This is a genomic window from Streptomyces sp. NPDC102406, assembly GCF_044765725.1.
Classification (GTDB): domain Bacteria; phylum Actinomycetota; class Actinomycetes; order Streptomycetales; family Streptomycetaceae; genus Streptomyces.
This window is the reverse complement of record NZ_JBIWKP010000001.1, coordinates 388318-405271: the sequence shown is the minus strand read 5'-3', so window position 1 is coordinate 405271 and position 16954 is coordinate 388318. Positions and strand designations below refer to the sequence as shown.

Below are 16954 nucleotides of genomic sequence, written 5' to 3'. Positions count from 1 at the left end.
ATGGACATGAACAATGTCGATAACGCCAACAAAGCCGACAAAGCCGTGGAAGAACAGCCCGACCGACTCGACTGGTTCCGCCAGCAGCCCCAGCGACCCGCCGTCCCCCACCTCGACGCGGACCCGGTCCGCACCGTGTGGCAACTCCCCCGCTTCCGCATCGGCAGCCGACGATTCACCGGGCGCATCGACCACGCCCTGGTCTGCGTGACACGCAAGGGCGGCTACGAGACCTTCCTGCCGCCGGATCGTCCCCCGTCCGTTCGCCGCTTCGTCGCCCTGTACGAGGTGGACACCGAGCACCACGCGTTCCCGCTGAGCGTGCCCCTTCCCAGTCGGCTCGACAGCTTCGAGTTCGAGGCGACCGCCGACATCTCCTGGCGGGTGACCGATCCCGAGCGGTTCGTGCGCAGCCAGGAGCGCGACGTACCGGGGCTCATCACACGCGAGTTGCTACCGGTGCTGCGGAGGGCGAGCCGGGATCACGCCATCGAGGCGAGCGCGGAGGCGGAGCACTGCGTCCAGGAGGCAGTGGCGGCGGCCTCGTGGATCGGTGTGCCCCAGGGTCTGCGCATCGCCTGCTCCCTGCGCCTGCGCCGGGACGCCGCCGAACGCTTCCACCAGTCCCGGCTGCGAAACGCCCGGCACGAGATGGAAGCGGCGACGCCCGAGCACCGGGCGTCCCGGCTCCGGGAGGAACAGGAAGCCGAGCGCATCGCCGCCCGCATCACCTTCTACGAGGAGACCCTGGCCAGGGGAGGCACCGCCGCGCTCGCGCTGCACCTGGCCACACACCCCGAGGAGACCAAGCACGTCCTGCAACACCTCAGCGCCGGGCAGGACAGGTTGCTGGACACCCAGGTGCATCTGATCAACGAAGCCCTCCAGACCAAGCGCCTGGAGCACCACGAACTCGAGATACCGCGCCGCCTCGTCGCCGAGCGCATGGAGGCCATCCTGCGAGCCCCGGGACCCGCCGAGGAGGGTCTCCCCGTGCCGGTGGAGACACGCGGGAACGACCGACCGGAGGCCGACGCATGACCCGGCCCGCTTCCACCGTCCAATTCCCGCAGGCCGGTGCCCCGCTGCTCGCCGAGTTACGTGTCGACATCGCCCGCGCCGACGCCAAGGCGGCCGTTCTCATCGGCGCCCTCGGCCTGACGGCAGGCGTGCCCGGCGCCCTGCTGGCAGGCCGGGGCTGGACTCCCGGCCCCCTCCCCGTACCCGTCGCGTCGTTGTGGTGGGCGGGAACGCTCTGCCTGCTCACAGCGCTCCTCGCGGTACTGCTCGCCGTGGCGCCCAGACACCGGGCACGCCGCTGGGCACCGGGCCGACCGCTCACCTACTTCGACGACGTGCGGCGAGCCGCCGAAGCAGGGCTGCTCGCCGAAGCCCTCGCTCAGACCGAGAGCGATCCCGCGAGCGCGCTGATCCTCGCCCTGGCCGACACCAGCCGCATCGCCGCCCGCAAGCACTTCTGGATCCGGGCGGGGCTGACCGCCTTCGGCGGCGCGGTCCTCCTGCTCCCCGCAGCGCTGCTCCTCAGCTGACCCGCGCACTCGTCAGCCCTCGCCATCACCCCACGCCGAAGGAGACCGCCATGCCGGTGCCGCCCGGACCTCACGGGCCCGACCTGCCCGAGAACCCATCCGCTCCTGACCCCCTGCCCCGAGATCCCTTACCCCGCCGCCCCGGCCGAATCCACATCGCCGCGCGTCAGCGCCGGACCGACCTCACCGCCGTCGGTGCACTGGCCCTGCACCTGCCGCACGTAGCACTGAGTGTCGCCCTCGTCCTTGTGCTGTCGTACGCCCTCGATGTCCTCGTGAGCGGCCCGCCCTGGTGGCTCCTCTTCGGCGGGTGGGCGCTGAGCGGCGCGCTCGCCTTTCACCCGCCCTTCGAGCGCCTCCTGGCACGACGCCTCTTCGGCCTGCGCCATCCCACACCTGAAGAGGCGCGGCTTCTGCACGCCGTCTGGCGTGAGGTGACCGCTCGCAGCGGTGTGGACGGACGTCGCTACCAGCTGTGGGTCGAGGAGAGCGACGACATCAACGCCATGGCGGCGGCGGGCCACATAGTCGCCGTGACCAGCCACTCCCTGGCGTCCTTGCCGCCTCCCCACCTGGCCGGCGTACTCGCCCACGAGCTGGGCCATCACGTACGAGGCCACGCGTGGGTGTCGCTGTTCGTGTTCTGGTACGCGCTGCCGGGGCGTCTCGCCTGGCAGCTGCTGCTCCGCGCGGCCTCCCACGTGGAACGCCTGTCCGTGGGTGCCGCGGCGGCGGTCATCGCGGCGGCCGGAGCGGTCCTGCTCGCGCTGGCGACGGCCACGTACGGGCTGATCCTTCTGCCGTTGATCACCCCGTATCTGGCCGCGTCCCTCTCCCGCCGCTCGGAACTACGCGCCGACGAGCACGCCGCCGGGCTCGGGTTCGGCGAGCAGCTGATGGTCGTGCTCCGTGCCGACCTGACCTGTCCGAGCCCTGGGGCGGCACCGCGAAAGCACGGCGAGGAGCAGCGCCTGATGACGCGCCTGCTCGACTCCCATCCCGACGTCCACACGCGCCTGCACCACCTTCAGGCATATGTGGACCGACGGCCCTGACACGCCGAAGGGCGGCCACCCCGAGGGGTGACCGCCCTTCAACTCAGACGACGTGCCTACTGGTTGTACGGACCGTAGTCGTAGTCCTCCAGCGGAACGGCCTGGCCGGAGCCCGTGCCGAACGGCGAGTAGTCGATGTCGTCGTAGCCGACGGCCGAGTACATCGCGGCCTTGGCCTCCTCGGTGGGCTCCACCCGGATGTTGCGGTAGCGGGACAGACCCGTACCGGCCGGGATGAGCTTACCGATGATGACGTTCTCCTTGAGGCCGATGAGGCTGTCGGACTTGGCGTTGATCGCCGCGTCCGTCAGCACTCGGGTCGTCTCCTGGAAGGAGGCGGCCGACAGCCAGGATTCCGTCGCCAGCGAGGCCTTGGTGATACCCATCAACTGCGGACGGCCGGAGGCGGGGTGACCGCCCTCGGTGACCACACGACGGTTCTCGGTCTCGAACTTCGAGCGCTCGACGAGCTCGCCCGGCAGCAGCTCCGCGTCGCCGGACTCGATGATCGTCACACGGCGCAGCATCTGCCGAATGATGATCTCGATGTGCTTGTCGTGGATCGACACACCCTGCGAGTTGTAGACCTTCTGGACCTCGCCGACCAGGTGGACCTGGACGGCACGCTGACCCAGGATGCGCAGCACGTCGTGCGGGTTGGTGGCACCCACGGTGAGCTTCTGGCCCACCTCGACGTGGTCGCCCTCGCTCACGAGCAGACGGGCACGCTTCGAGATCGGGAACGGGATCTCGTCGCTGCCGTCGTCGGGAGTGACGACGATCTTCTTGGTCTTCTCGGTCTCCTCGATGCGGACACGGCCCGCGGACTCGGAGATCGGGGCGACACCCTTCGGCGTACGAGCCTCGAAGAGCTCGACGACACGGGGCAGACCCTGGGTGATGTCGTCACCGGCCACACCACCGGTGTGGAAGGTACGCATCGTGAGCTGGGTACCGGGCTCACCGATGGACTGGGCGGCGATGATGCCGACCGCCTCACCGATGTCGACCAGCTTGCCGGTGGCCAGCGAACGGCCGTAGCAGTAGGCACAGGTACCGACCGCCGACTCACAGGTCAGGACCGAGCGGGTCTTGACCTCCTCGACGCCGTGCAGGACGAGCTGGTCGATGAGCACGTCACCGAGGTCGACGTTGGCCGGCGCGATGACCTTGCCGTCCACGACGATGTCCTCGGCCAGCATGCGGGCGTAGACGCTCGTCTCGACGTCGTCCGTCTTGCGCAGGACGCCGTCGGCGCCACGCTCGGCGATCTTGAGGCGCAGACCGCGGTCGGTGCCGCAGTCCTCCTCGCGAATGATGACGTCCTGGGAGACGTCGACCAGACGACGGGTGAGGTAACCCGAGTCGGCGGTACGAAGCGCCGTGTCCGCCAGACCCTTACGAGCACCGTGGGTCGAGATGAAGTACTCCAGCACCGACAGGCCCTCGCGGAAGGAGGCCTTGATCGGACGCGGGATCGTCTCGTTCTTGGCGTTCGACACCAGACCACGCATACCCGCGATCTGGCGCATCTGCATCATGTTTCCTCGGGCACCCGAGTCGACCATCATGAAGATGGGGTTGGTCTTCGGGAAGTTCGCGTTCATCGCCTCGGCGACCTCGTTGGTCGCCTTGGTCCAGATCGCGATGAGCTCCTGAGTGCGCTCTTCCTTCGTGATGAGACCACGCTCGTACTGCTTCTGGACCTTTTCGTCCTGCGCCTCGTAGCCCGCGACGATCTCCTTCTTCGCCTCGGGAACGACGACGTCGGAGATGGCCACGGTGACACCGGAACGGGTCGCCCAGAAGAAGCCCGCCGCCTTCAGGTTGTCGAGCGTCGCCGCCACGATGACCTTGGGGTAGCGCTCGGCCAGGTCGTTGACGATCTCGGAGAGCTGCTTCTTGCCCACCGAGTAGTCGACGAACGGGTAGTCCTCGGGCAGCAGCTCGTTGAAGAGCGCGCGGCCCAGGGTCGTACGCAGCCGGAAGCTGTCGCCCGCCTGGTACTCGGGCTCGCCCTCCTCGGCGGCCGGCGGGGTCCAGCCGCGCGGCGGGATGGTGCCCACCGGGAAGCGGATGTCGACCTGCGACTGGAGCGCCAGCTCGCCGGCGTCGAACGCCATGATCGCCTCGGCGACGGAGCCGAAAGCGCGGCCCTCGCCCTTGGTGTCACGGAGCTCACCGTCGGTGGTGAGGAAGAACAGACCGAGGACCATGTCCTGGGTCGGCATCGTCACCGGACGGCCGTCGGCGGGCTTGAGGATGTTGTTCGAGGACAGCATCAGGATGCGGGCCTCGGCCTGCGCCTCCGCGGAGAGCGGCAGGTGCACGGCCATCTGGTCACCGTCGAAGTCCGCGTTGAACGCGGTGCAGACGAGCGGGTGGATCTGGATGGCCTTGCCCTCGACGAGCTGCGGCTCGAAGGCCTGGATGCCGAGGCGGTGCAGGGTGGGAGCACGGTTCAGCAGAACCGGGTGCTCGGCGATGACCTCTTCGAGGACGTCGTACACGACCGTGCGGCCGCGCTCCACCATGCGCTTGGCGCTCTTGATGTTCTGCGCGTGGTTCAGGTCGACCAGGCGCTTCATCACGAACGGCTTGAAGAGCTCCAGCGCCATCGCCTTCGGCAGACCGCACTGGTGCAGCTTGAGCTGCGGACCGACGACGATCACGGAACGCGCGGAGTAGTCCACACGCTTACCGAGCAGGTTCTGACGGAATCGACCCTGCTTGCCCTTGAGCATGTCGGACAGCGACTTCAGCGGACGGTTGCCGGGGCCCGTGACCGGGCGACCACGACGGCCGTTGTCGAAGAGCGCGTCGACGGCCTCCTGGAGCATGCGCTTCTCGTTGTTCACGATGATCTCGGGCGCGCCGAGGTCGAGAAGCCGCTTCAGGCGGTTGTTGCGGTTGATCACGCGGCGGTACAGGTCGTTCAGGTCGGAGGTCGCGAAGCGGCCACCGTCGAGCTGCACCATCGGACGCAGGTCCGGCGGGATGACCGGCACGCAGTCGAGCACCATGCCCTTGGGGCTGTTGCTCGTCTGCAGGAACGCGGAGACGACCTTGAGGCGCTTGAGCGCACGGGTCTTCTTCTGGCCCTTGCCGGTACGGATGATCTCGCGGAGGCGCTCGGCCTCCTCGTCGAGGTCGAAGGACTCCAGGCGCTTCTGCAGCGCCGCGGCACCCATCGAACCGTCGAAGTACGTGCCGAAGCGGTCCCGCAGCTCGCGGTAGAGCAGCTCGTCGCCCTCCAGGTCCTGGACCTTGAGGTTCTTGAAGCGCGACCAGACCTCGTCCAGACGGTCGATCTCGCGCTGCGCGCGGTCGCGGAGCTGCTTCATCTCGCGCTCGGCACCTTCGCGCACCTTGCGGCGCACGTCGGCCTTGGCACCCTCGGCCTCGAGCTCGGCCAGGTCGGTCTCGAGCTTCTTGGCGCGGGCCTCCAGGTCGGAGTCGCGACGGTTCTCGACCTGCTGACGCTCGACCTGGACGTGCGCCTCAAGCGAGGGCAGGTCGCGGGTACGGCGCTCCTCGTCCACGTACGTGATCATGTACGCGGCAAAGTAGATGACCTTCTCGAGGTCCTTCGGGGCGAGGTCGAGCAGGTAGCCCAGACGCGACGGGACGCCCTTGAAGTACCAGATGTGCGTGACGGGCGCGGCGAGCTCGATGTGGCCCATCCGCTCACGGCGCACCTTGGCGCGGGTGACCTCGACGCCACACCGCTCACAGATGATGCCCTTGAAGCGGACACGCTTGTACTTGCCGCAGTAGCACTCCCAGTCCCGGGTGGGGCCGAAGATCTTCTCGCAGAAGAGCCCGTCCTTTTCCGGCTTGAGCGTGCGGTAGTTGATGGTCTCGGGCTTCTTGACCTCGCCGTGGCTCCACTGACGGATGTCGTCAGCGGTGGCCAGACCGATCCGGAGCTCATCGAAGAAGTTGACGTCGAGCACTATGCGTCAATCCCTCTCAGGGTTGTAAGTCTGTGGTCTGAAACGGGGGTCCCGGGGTCGGCCGGGGGCTCGTGAAAAGCCCCCGGCCGGACTCCCGTCAGACCTCTTCGACGCTGCTCGGCTCGCGCCGGGACAGGTCGATGCCGAGCTCCTCCGCTGCGCGGAAGACGTCCTCGTCGGTGTCGCGCATCTCGATGGACATGCCGTCCGAGGACAGCACCTCCACGTTGAGGCACAGGGACTGCATTTCCTTGATGAGCACCTTGAAGGACTCAGGAATGCCGGGCTCGGGGATGTTCTCGCCCTTGACGATGGCCTCGTAGACCTTCACGCGGCCGGTCACGTCGTCGGACTTGATCGTCAGCAGCTCCTGGAGGGCGTAGGCGGCGCCGTATGCCTCCAGCGCCCACACCTCCATCTCACCGAAGCGCTGGCCACCGAACTGGGCCTTACCACCCAGCGGCTGCTGGGTGATCATCGAGTACGGACCGGTCGACCGGGCGTGGAGCTTGTCGTCGACCAGGTGGTGGAGCTTGAGGATGTACATGTAGCCGACCGAGATCGGCTCCGGGAACGGCTCGCCGGAGCGGCCGTCGAACAGCGGCGCCTTACCGGTCGGGAGCACCATGCGCTCGCCGTCGCGGTTCGGGATCGTGTGGTTCAGCAGACCGGCCAGCTCGTCCTCACGCGCACCGTCGAAGACGGGGGTGGCGACGTTGGTGCCGGGCTCGACCTTGTCGGCCTCGATGGCCTGGAGGCGCTGCGCCCAGTCGTCCGCGAGGCCCGAGACGTCCCAGCCGCGGCTGGCGAGCCAGCCGAGGTGGATCTCCAGGACCTGTCCCGGGTTCATTCGGGACGGCACACCCAGCGGGTTCAGGATGATGTCGACCGGGGTCCCGTCCTCGAGGAACGGCATGTCCTCGATGGGCAGGATCTTGGAGATGACACCCTTGTTGCCGTGACGGCCGGCGAGCTTGTCACCGTCCGTGATCTTGCGCTTCTGCGCCACGTAGACACGAACCAACTGGTTCACGCCCGGCGGCAGCTCGTCGCCCTCTTCACGGTCGAAGACGCGGACGCCGATGACCTTGCCGATCTCGCCGTGCGGCACCTTCAGCGAGGTGTCGCGCACCTCGCGCGCCTTCTCACCGAAGATCGCGCGGAGCAGGCGCTCCTCCGGCGTCAGCTCGGTCTCACCCTTGGGCGTGACCTTGCCGACGAGGATGTCGCCGGCGACGACCTCGGCACCGATCCGGATGATGCCGCGCTCGTCGAGGTCGGCGAGGACCTCCTCGGAGACGTTCGGGATGTCCCGGGTGATCTCCTCCGGGCCGAGCTTGGTGTCACGGGCGTCGACCTCGTGCTCCTCGATGTGGATCGAGGAGAGGACGTCGTCCTGGACCAGCCGCTGGCTGAGGATGATCGCGTCTTCGTAGTTGTGGCCCTCCCACGGCATGAACGCCACGAGGAGGTTCTTGCCGAGCGCCATCTCGCCGTTCTCGGTCGCGGGACCGTCGGCCAGGACCTGGCCCTCGATCACGCGGGCGCCCTCGTCCACGACAACCTTCTGGTTGACCGAGGTGCCCTGGTTCGAGCGGGAGAACTTGTGCAGGCGGTACGTGGTGTACGTGCCGTCGTCGTTGGCGGTGGTGATGTAGTCCGCGGAGACCTCCTGGACCACACCGTCCTTCTCGGCCTTGAGCACGTCACCGGCGTCGGTGGCGCAGCGGTACTCCATGCCGGTGCCGACGAGCGGCGCCTCGGACTTAATCAGCGGCACGGCCTGACGCATCATGTTCGCGCCCATGAGGGCACGGTTGGCGTCGTCGTGCTCGAGGAACGGGATCATGGCGGTCGCGACCGACACCATCTGGCGCGGCGAGACATCCATGTAGTCGACGTCGTCACCGGGGACGTAGTCGACCTCTCCGCCACGACGGCGGACCAGGACACGGGACTCCTCGAAGCGGAACTCGTCGCTCAGCGGCGCGTTGGCCTGCGCGATGACGAACCGGTCCTCCTCGTCCGCGGTCAGGTAGTCGACCTCGTCGGTGACCTGACCCTCGACGACCTTGCGGTACGGCGTCTCGATGAAGCCGAACGCGTTGATCCGGCCGTACGAGGCGAGCGAACCGATCAGGCCGATGTTCGGGCCTTCCGGCGTCTCGATCGGGCACATGCGGCCGTAGTGCGAGGGGTGCACGTCTCGGACCTCGAAGCCGGCCCGCTCACGGGAGAGACCACCCGGGCCCAGGGCGTTGAGACGACGCTTGTGCGTCAGGCCCGAGAGCGGGTTGTTCTGGTCCATGAACTGGGACAGCTGCGACGTACCGAAGAACTCCTTGATCGACGCCACGACCGGGCGAATGTTGATCAGGGTCTGCGGCGTGATCGCCTCGACGTCCTGCGTGGTCATGCGCTCGCGCACGACGCGCTCCATACGGGCGAGACCCGTACGGACCTGGTTCTGGATGAGCTCGCCGACGTTACGGATACGACGGTTGCCGAAGTGGTCGATGTCGTCGGTCTCGACGATGATCGAACGTCCGGACTCGCCGACCGTCTCGGTCTCACCGGCGTGCAGCTTCACCAGGTACTTGATCGTGGCGATGATGTCGTCGGTGGTGAGCACGCCGGCGTCCAGCGGCTCGTCCGCGCCGAGCTTCTTGTTCACCTTGTAGCGGCCGACCTTCGCGAGGTCGTAGCGCTTCGGGTTGAAGTAGAGGTTCTCGAGCAGCGTCTGAGCGGCCTCGCGCGTGGGCGGCTCGCCCGGGCGGAGCTTGCGGTAGATGTCGAGCAGCGCGTCGTCCTGGCCCTGGGTGTGGTCCTTCTCCAGGGTGGCGCGCATGGACTCGTACTCGCCGAACTCCTCGAGGATCTGCTCGGTCGTCCAACCGAGAGCCTTGAGCAGGACGGTGACGGACTGCTTGCGCTTGCGGTCGATGCGGACACCGACCATGTCGCGCTTGTCGATCTCCATCTCCAGCCAGGCACCACGCGAGGGGATGACCTTGGCCGAGAAGATGTCCTTGTCGGACGTCTTGTCGATGGAGGAGTCGAAGTAGACACCCGGCGAACGGACCAACTGGGACACCACGACACGCTCGGTGCCGTTGATGACGAAGGTGCCCTTGTTGGTCATGAGCGGGAAGTCGCCCATGAAGACCGTCTGGGACTTGATCTCGCCGGTCTCGTTGTTGGTGAACTCGGCGGTGACGAAGAGCGGGGCCGCGTACGTGAAGTCGCGCTCCTTGCACTCGTCGATCGAGTTCTTGGGAGGCTCGAAGCGGTGGTCGCGGAAGGTCAGAGACATCGACCCGGAGAAGTCCTCGATCGGGGAGATCTCCTCGAAGATCTCCTCCAGACCGGACTTGGTGGGGACGTTCTGTCCGCTTTCGAGAGCCGCCTCGACACGAGCCTTCCACGCGTCATTGCCGAGCAGCCAGTCAAAGCTTTCGGTCTGCAGCGCAAGAAGGTTCGGAACCTCGAGGGGCTCCTTGATCTTTGCAAAGGAGATGCGCAGCGGGGCGGTGCTGGCGCCGTTGTTCGTATTCGCGGTCGAGGCGTTGCGCGAGGCGGCCAAGAGGGGGTCCTTCCGAGGGCTCGGACTCACTACGCGCGTACCGGTCCCAAGCCGGCAGAGGGACAGAGCCTCCCCCGGCTTGGCCATCTGGCCAGGTCAGGGCTGATTCAGTCCACTGTGCTCAAGCGAGGGCATGCCCCTGGTGACGGGCAGGGAGCAGCTAACAGGCAGCGCAAAGGGACAGTGTAGCCAGAAGGCTCACTGATGTCCAGTGCGGGTTTCTTGACACCCTCGTTGTTCTCAACCGTCCATCGTCTGCGGCATGCCTTGTGCGCTGAGCGCACATCTTTACTGCCCTCTTCGTCGCCGATCCATGCCTCGGATCCCGGATCGATGTGACGACGCGTCCTGAGAATTGCGCGCTACGTGCGGTTCGTCAAGGCCCTCTCCTGGCCGAACAGGAGGGCCCAGGCACAACGAAGATCACCATACTCCGCGGGACCGACAGTGCAAGGCATCCTCGGGGCGCGAGCCAGGAGACGCCGAAGGGCGACCACCCAGTTGGGTGATCGCCCTTCGGCGCGTCGGCGTTACAGCCCCCGAGAGGGCTTCTTCACCGAGCGTGAGTCATCAGCGGACTCGTGAGGTCACTTGACCTCGACGGAGGCGCCGGCGGCCTTGAGGGACTCGGCAGCCTTCTCGGCGGCCTCCTTGGCGACCTTCTCGAGGACCGGCTTCGGGGTGCCGTCGACGAGGTCCTTGGCCTCCTTCAGGCCGAGGGAGGTCAGCTCACGCACGACCTTGATGACCTGGATCTTCTTCTCGCCGGCACCGGTGAGGATGACGTCGAACTCGTCCTGCTCCTCAGCGGCCTCGACCGGGGCGCCCGGGCCCGCGGGGCCGGCGACGGCGACGGCCGCGGCGGCGGTGACGTCGAACTTCTCCTCGAAGGCCTTCACGAACTCGGAGAGCTCGATGAGGGTCATCTCCTCGAACTGGGCGAGCAGGTCTTCCTGGCTGAGCTTCGCCATGATGGGCGATCCTTCCACTAATTCGGCTGGTGCCGGATGTACAAGTGAGGCGGGCGTACGTTCGGCCCGCTACGACCTTTCGCCTGTGCGGCGAGGGTCAATGCGCGAGCCGAATTACTCGGCACCGCCCTGCTCGGCCTGCTTGGCACGAAGCGCCTCCGCGGTGCGGACGAACTTCGAGGGCAGCGCCTGGAAGAGCTGAGCAGTCTGGGACTGCTTGCCCTTGAAGGCACCGGCCAGCTTGCTGAGCAGAACCTCGCGGGACTCGAGGTCCGCGAGCTTCTTGATCTCGTCGGCGGACAGCGCCTTGCCGTCAAGGACACCGCCCTTGATGACGAGGTTGGGGTTGTCCTTGGCGAAGTCACGAAGACCCTTCGCCGACTCCACCGGGTCACCGGTGACGAAGGCAACTGCCGTCGGACCCGTGAACAGGTCGTCCAGCGTGTCGATCCCGGCCTCGTTGGCCGCGATCTTGGTCAGCGTGTTCTTCACCACGGCGTACTCGGAGTTCTCACCGAGGGAGCGGCGAAGCTGCTTGAGCTGCGCCACGGTGAGACCCCGGTACTCGGTCAGCACGGCGGCGTTCGAGCTGCGGAACTTGTCCGTGAGCTCGGCTACCGCGGCAGCCTTGTCGGGCGTCGGCATAGAGCGTCAGCCTCCTTCCGGGTGATGAGGACCGCTCGCAAGGAGGCTGGGAAAAACGAAACGCCCCGGCGCAGGCGCACGGGGCGTGAGCTCGACCGGAGTCCATACGGATCCGGGAGCACTTCCACGGTCACCTGCGCGGGTCGTCCGCAAAATCAGCGGATCCTTCGGCCACCGCACTCCCTTTCGAGAGCACGGCAACGACCAGCGGTCTTTGGCTTCTGTGGAAGGTTACGTGAGAAGTACGGCGTCGAGCAAATCCGCTCAGACGCCGCTGTCGGCGCCCTTGAGATCCTTCATGTCCTCGCCGAGGTCCTTCAGCATCTCCATGATGTCGAAGGTCTGGCCCGCGGGCGGGACGTCGACCTTCACGGCGGCGCCGTAGTCCGAGTACTTCATCGACATGTCGACGGCGCCTTCCGGGCTGTCCATCGTGACGTCCATCCGGACCGGCAGGTCGTCCTCGTTGACCCACAGCTCGGTGTCGTAGTCCTTGATGCCGGCCTTCTTGACGTTCTTCAGCACCTCGCTGCGCTCGGAGGGGCTGAGGAGCTTCAGCGAGTCGTTCTTCGCCATCATCTCGTCGACCGTCAGCTTGCCCTTGTAGTGCTGGGTGCGGACGCCGTCGACGTCGTCGGAGCCGACATGCTTGAGGTTCGGCGAGTCCAGCAGGACCGCGATCTGCTGGGCCGGGTCCTGGTTCATGCTGTCCACGCTGCCGGTCATCTGGCGCGTGAGCTTCTCGTCGCCCGCCTGCTTCGCGACGGCGCCGAGGTCCATCTTCATCCAGCGCTTGCCGTCCATGTCCTTGGCCGCCTTGGCGCCCATGTCCATGTACATGACGTTGTCCTGCCACACCATGCGGACGTTCTCCGGAGCGTCCGGGTCGCCGGCGGTGAGCGCGGAACCGGTCATGGTCATATCCATGACGGTCGGGTCCCAGCCCATCGTGCCGGTCAGCTTCATGGTGCCGCCCCCACCGAGCGAGGCCGGTGTCTTCATGGTCATCTCGACCTTGGCGGACTTGGCGTCGGCGGTCTTCTTGTACGCCGCTGTCAGCGCCTGGGTCATCTGCGAGCGGGACTGGACCTTCTCCCCGGCCTGGTCCTCCCCGGTCCCCGTCCCGCAGGCCACGGCCCCGGTACACAGCAGCGCGGTCGCGGCGGCAGCGCCGAACGCACGTCGTACGACAACAGTCATCTCAATCCCACCCCTAGGAACATCTGTACTGATCGCACGATAACCGACGGCTCCGACAACGGCCCAGGCTTATCGGCCCCGCCCCGCGCCCGTCACGTCCGCGAAGTCGACGGTGTCGTGCGCGGGCGGGCGCCGGGCGGCGGCGGCCGTGCCCCAGTCTCGGTAGTGGACGGTGCTGGTGAAGTCACCCGCGCGCTGGGTGCGCCGCACCAGGAGGTGGCGGGCGTCGATCCAGACGTCGATGCGCTGCCCGTCGGAGGTCCCCCGGTAGTGACCGGCGCGGGTGCCGCGCACGGTCTCCTCGCCCACCTTCCGGACGTCCTTCGCGGCGGCGAGCGCCCTCAGGGAGTCGGCCGGGGCGAGATCGCCGCCGGAGTCGTACGGGTGACGGATCCAGTGCCGGCCGCCCTGGCGAGCGGCGAACGCGTCGGTCATCCGCGTGTAGTAGGCCTCCGGCAGAAAGCGCGTCTGGGACGGGTCGCCGCCCAACTCGCGGGTGGAGGCGGCCAGTTCACCGCCGGTGACGCGGACGGTGAGGGTGCCCTCGACACCGTCGGACCACCTGAGGGTGCCCGCGCTCGTCGAGGCGAGCCGGTCGCCGGTCCGCATCGTCGCCTCGATGCGCGCCGAGCCCGCCGCGTCGACCTTCTGCTGGGCGGTGCGCAGCGCGTCGACGGCGCCCTGGTCCCGTGCCTGCCCGCCGCAGGCCGCGAGGAGCGCGCACGCCGCGGTGACGCCGTATATCCGCCGTAGGTACGTCACCGCTGTCTCCGCTCCCCCGGCCGCACGGTCAGGGCGACGCTAGCGCAGGGCCACGCGCGCGTGGGGCGGAAAAAGGGAACGGGCCCCGCACCTGGTGAAGGTGCGGGGCCCGTCGCCGACGTGAGGCGAGCTATGCAGCTCAGACCGCCGCCGGGTCCTCCTCGACGAGGAGGTTGCGGGTGCGGTTCGGGTCAACCGGAACGCCGGGGCCGATCGTGGTGCTGATCGCGGCCTTCTTGATGTAGCGACCCTTGGCGGCGGACGGCTTGAGACGGAGGATCTCCTCCAGCGCCGCGCCGTAGTTCTCCACCAGCTTGGTGTCGTCGAAGGACGCCTTGCCGATGATGAAGTGCAGGTTCGAGTGCTTGTCGACGCGGAACTCGATCTTGCCGCCCTTGATCTCGTTCACGGCCTTGGCCACGTCCGGGGTCACGGTGCCGGTCTTCGGGTTCGGCATGAGGCCACGGGGACCGAGCACGCGGCCGAGGCGGCCGACCTTGCCCATGAGGTCCGGGGTGGCGACGACGGCGTCGAACTCGTTCAGGCGGTTGCCCTGAGCGATCTCCGCGATCAGTTCGTCGGAGCCGACGATGTCGGCGCCCGCGGCTTCCGCGGCCGCAGCACGGTCACCGGTCGCGAAGACCAGGACCCGGGCGGTCTTGCCGGTGCCGTGCGGGAGGTTCACGGTGCCACGGACCATCTGGTCGGCCTTGCGCGGGTCAACGCCCAGGCGGAAGGCGACCTCGACGGTGCCGTCGAACTTCGACGTGGAGGTCTCCTTGGCGAGACGGACGGCCTCGAGCGGGGCGTAGAGCTTGTCCGCGTCGATCTTGGCGTCCGCAGCGCGGAGAGTCTTGCTGCGCTTGCTCACTTACTGCTCCTGAGTTCTAGAGGAGTCGTGGTGCGGGCCGAGCAGGCCCTTCCACGGTGTTGCCTACGGGGGTGAGGTCAGCCCTCGACCGTGATGCCCATGGAACGGGCGGTGCCGGCGATGATCTTGGACGCGGCGTCCAGGTCATTGGCGTTGAGGTCGGCCATCTTCGTGGTGGCGATCTCGCGGACCTGCGCGTCGGTGATCTTCGCGACCTTGGTCTTGTGGGGCTCGCCGGAGCCCTTCTCGACACCAGCGGCCTTGAGGATCATCTTCGCGGCCGGCGGGGTCTTGGTGATGAAGGTGAAGGAGCGGTCCTCGTAGACCGTGATCTCCACCGGGATGACCCAGCCACGCTGCGACTCGGTCGCGGCGTTGTAGGCCTTGCAGAACTCCATGATGTTGACGCCGTGCTGGCCCAGCGCGGGGCCGACCGGCGGGGCCGGGTTGGCAGCGCCGGCCTGGATCTGGAGCTTGATGAGCCCCGTGACCTTCTTCTTCTTGGGAGGCATGTGCTCTCTCTCCGGGTCTTAGTGAGAGTGTTCAGCCCCATCCTGGTGAATGATCGTCCGGATCATCCGGATGGAGGCATACCGCACAAAGATAACGGGTATCTATGCGCAGCTAAAAACCGAGCAGGTCAGACAGGCTTTTACGAGCCCGTCTGACCTGTTCGGAAGCGTGTGTCCAGAAGGTGCTGGTCGGTGCTAGTTCTTCTGGATCTGGTCGAAGCTGAGCTCGACCGGGGTCTCACGGCCGAAGATCTCGACGAGGCCCTTGACCTTCTTCGAGTCGGCGTTGATCTCGTTGATCGTGGCCTGGAGCGTCGCGAACGGGCCGTCGGTGACGGTGACCGAGTCGCCGACCTCGAAGTCCAGGACCTGGACCTCGACCTTGCGGGACGGAGCCGGCTTGCCCTCGGCCTCGGCGGCCTCGCGGGCGGCCTTCTCCTCGGCCTCCGGGGCGAGCATCTTGACGATCTCGTCCAGGGTCAGCGGGTACGGGTCGTAGGCGTTGCCCACGAAGCCGGTGACGCCGGGGGTGTTGCGGACGACGCCCCAGGACTCGTTCGTCAGATCCATGCGGACGAGAACGTAACCGGGCAGCTTGTTCTGCCGGACGTTCTTGCGCTCGCCGTTCTTGATCTGGACGATCTCTTCCTCGGGGACCTCGGCCTGGTAGATGAACTCCTCGACGTTCAGCGAGACGGCACGCTGTTCGAGGTTGGCCTTCACGCGCTTCTCGTAGCCCGCGTAGGTGTGGATCACGTACCACTCGCCGGGCAGGCCGCGCAGCTCGTCACGGAGGGCGGCGACCGGGTCCACCGGCTCCTCGACGACGTCCTCGGCCTCGGCCGCGACGGCCTCGTCCTCGGTGTCGTCGGTGGCCTCGTCGGCCCCGTCGGTCTCGGTGTCAGCCTCGACGGCTTCGGCGTCGGTGTCGTCACCGGCGTCGGTCTCGACCTCGCGGGCCGCTTCCTCGGCGGGCTCGTCGGCGGCGGTGTCGGCAGCCTCGGCCTGGTCCGGCTCCTCGGCGTCCGCCGCCTCGACGATGTCGAGCTCGTCCTCAACGGACTCGACGGGCTCGATCGCCTCGTTCAGGTTCGGGTCAGACACTGTGGCTGCTTCTTCCTGGATACATAGGGGTGGAACATGCGAAAGGGGCGCCGGTCCCGGCGCCCTCCGCTGTCGGCTCAGCCGAAGACGTACTTGACGAGATGGTTGAACCCATAGTCAATCACGGTCACCAGGCCGATCATGATGACGACGAACACAATCACCACGGTGGTGTACGTGGTGAGCTGGTTGCGAGTCGGCCAGACGACCTTGCGGAGCTCCGCGACGATCTGGCGGTAGAAGAGAGCGAGGCGGCCGAAGGGGCCCTTCTTGCCGCGCTTGCCGCCCTTGCGGGCCTTCTTCTTGGACTCCGGCGCCTCATCCTGGGCATCAGGCATGTCGATGGAGCCCACGGCGTCCGTCACTCGTCCTCACCTGATTCCGGGTCGTGGCCGTGCCGCGCCCGGTTGAGCCGCACGGCGGTGCAATGCAGTACGTACATCCGCACACATCCTGGCGAAGGAGTGTGAGCAGGGCCGGAGGGACTTGAACCCCCAACCGCTGGTTTTGGAGACCAGTGCTCTACCAATTGAGCTACGACCCTTTGTTTCCCCCAACGTACCGCATCCGCCCAAAGGCACGGAGTGCGCTCGGAAGGTGCGGCCGGTGAAGGCCAACGAGCAGTGAGTGTACGTGCTCCGCGGCCCTCCGTCGAACAGATGAGGACCGTCAGTGGATCAAGAGCGGTGCGGCCGGTCTCGGAATCCCGTGTGCCGGGCGGGTTTCGGGTCTGGAACGATGGGGT

The 16954-nt window shown here is 67.2% G+C and carries 13 protein-coding genes and 1 tRNA gene; 3 read left to right on the top strand and 11 right to left on the bottom strand.

What is annotated here, in order from left to right; all coding sequences use genetic code 11:
- Positions 1-6: 6 nt before the first annotated feature.
- From ACIRF8_RS01950 to ACIRF8_RS01940, 3 genes are read left to right on the top strand one after another with little or no spacing between them, the layout of a single operon-like run.
- The gene (locus ACIRF8_RS01950) at positions 7-1041 is read left to right on the top strand and encodes a hypothetical protein (RefSeq protein WP_404209880.1); all 1035 of its coding nucleotides are present in this window, start codon (positions 7-9) and stop codon (positions 1039-1041) included.
- Positions 1038-1550, top strand: coding sequence for a Pycsar system effector family protein (locus ACIRF8_RS01945; RefSeq protein ID WP_404209878.1), 513 nt, complete (start codon positions 1038-1040; stop codon positions 1548-1550). Before ACIRF8_RS01950 ends, ACIRF8_RS01945 begins: the two co-directional genes overlap by 4 nt.
- A gap of 50 nt (positions 1551-1600) precedes the next feature.
- Positions 1601-2605, top strand: coding sequence for a M48 family metalloprotease (locus tag ACIRF8_RS01940; protein WP_404209876.1), 1005 nt, complete (start codon positions 1601-1603; stop codon positions 2603-2605).
- Positions 2606-2661: 56 nt separating this feature from the next.
- Here ACIRF8_RS01940 and ACIRF8_RS01935 read toward each other — a convergent pair whose 3' ends face one another.
- The 11 genes from ACIRF8_RS01935 to ACIRF8_RS01885 form a co-directional block, all read right to left on the bottom strand.
- Positions 2662-6561 (bottom strand): DNA-directed RNA polymerase subunit beta', encoded by a 3900-nt coding sequence (locus ACIRF8_RS01935; protein WP_404209874.1) that lies wholly within the window; start codon positions 6559-6561, stop codon positions 2662-2664.
- A 97-nt stretch (positions 6562-6658) separates the two neighbouring features.
- On the bottom strand, positions 6659-10144 hold the full coding sequence (gene rpoB, locus ACIRF8_RS01930; RefSeq protein ID WP_404209872.1) for a DNA-directed RNA polymerase subunit beta: 3486 nt from the start codon (positions 10142-10144) through the stop codon (positions 6659-6661).
- A gap of 587 nt (positions 10145-10731) precedes the next feature.
- On the bottom strand, positions 10732-11115 hold the full coding sequence (rplL, locus tag ACIRF8_RS01925) for a 50S ribosomal protein L7/L12 (protein WP_404209870.1): 384 nt from the start codon (positions 11113-11115) through the stop codon (positions 10732-10734).
- 114 nt (positions 11116-11229) lie between these two features.
- The gene (gene rplJ, locus ACIRF8_RS01920; protein WP_404209868.1) at positions 11230-11760 is read right to left on the bottom strand and encodes a 50S ribosomal protein L10; all 531 of its coding nucleotides are present in this window, start codon (positions 11758-11760) and stop codon (positions 11230-11232) included.
- Positions 11761-12024: 264 nt separating this feature from the next.
- A complete protein-coding gene (locus tag ACIRF8_RS01915; RefSeq protein WP_404209866.1) occupies positions 12025-12960 on the bottom strand; it encodes a hypothetical protein in 936 nt (311 codons plus the stop codon).
- A 69-nt stretch (positions 12961-13029) separates the two neighbouring features.
- On the bottom strand, positions 13030-13722 hold the full coding sequence (locus tag ACIRF8_RS01910; protein WP_404209864.1) for a hypothetical protein: 693 nt from the start codon (positions 13720-13722) through the stop codon (positions 13030-13032).
- A gap of 139 nt (positions 13723-13861) precedes the next feature.
- A complete protein-coding gene (rplA, locus tag ACIRF8_RS01905) occupies positions 13862-14593 on the bottom strand; it encodes a 50S ribosomal protein L1 (protein WP_404209862.1) in 732 nt (243 codons plus the stop codon).
- 77 nt (positions 14594-14670) lie between these two features.
- On the bottom strand, positions 14671-15105 hold the full coding sequence (gene rplK / locus ACIRF8_RS01900; protein ID WP_111663830.1) for a 50S ribosomal protein L11: 435 nt from the start codon (positions 15103-15105) through the stop codon (positions 14671-14673).
- Positions 15106-15300: 195 nt separating this feature from the next.
- Complete coding sequence (gene nusG, locus ACIRF8_RS01895; protein WP_404209860.1) at positions 15301-16209, bottom strand: transcription termination/antitermination protein NusG; 909 nt, start codon at positions 16207-16209, stop codon at positions 15301-15303.
- Positions 16210-16286: 77 nt separating this feature from the next.
- The gene (gene secE / locus ACIRF8_RS01890; protein WP_324772782.1) at positions 16287-16574 is read right to left on the bottom strand and encodes a preprotein translocase subunit SecE; all 288 of its coding nucleotides are present in this window, start codon (positions 16572-16574) and stop codon (positions 16287-16289) included.
- Between the two features lie 106 nt (positions 16575-16680).
- Positions 16681-16753, bottom strand: a tRNA-Trp gene (locus tag ACIRF8_RS01885).
- Between the last annotated feature and the right edge of the window lie 201 nt (positions 16754-16954).

Coding starts and splice junctions, on each gene's coding strand:
- rplJ (WP_404209868.1), bottom strand. CDS start 11,760: ATGCCGACGCCCGACAAGGCTGCCGCGGTAGCCGAGCTCACGGACAAG.
- ACIRF8_RS01945 (WP_404209878.1), top strand. CDS start 1,038: ATGACCCGGCCCGCTTCCACCGTCCAATTCCCGCAGGCCGGTGCCCCG.
- rplK (WP_111663830.1), bottom strand. CDS start 15,105: ATGCCTCCCAAGAAGAAGAAGGTCACGGGGCTCATCAAGCTCCAGATC.
- rplL (WP_404209870.1), bottom strand. CDS start 11,115: ATGGCGAAGCTCAGCCAGGAAGACCTGCTCGCCCAGTTCGAGGAGATG.
- ACIRF8_RS01940 (WP_404209876.1), top strand. CDS start 1,601: ATGCCGGTGCCGCCCGGACCTCACGGGCCCGACCTGCCCGAGAACCCA.
- ACIRF8_RS01915 (WP_404209866.1), bottom strand. CDS start 12,960: ATGACTGTTGTCGTACGACGTGCGTTCGGCGCTGCCGCCGCGACCGCG.
- ACIRF8_RS01950 (WP_404209880.1), top strand. CDS start 7: ATGAACAATGTCGATAACGCCAACAAAGCCGACAAAGCCGTGGAAGAA.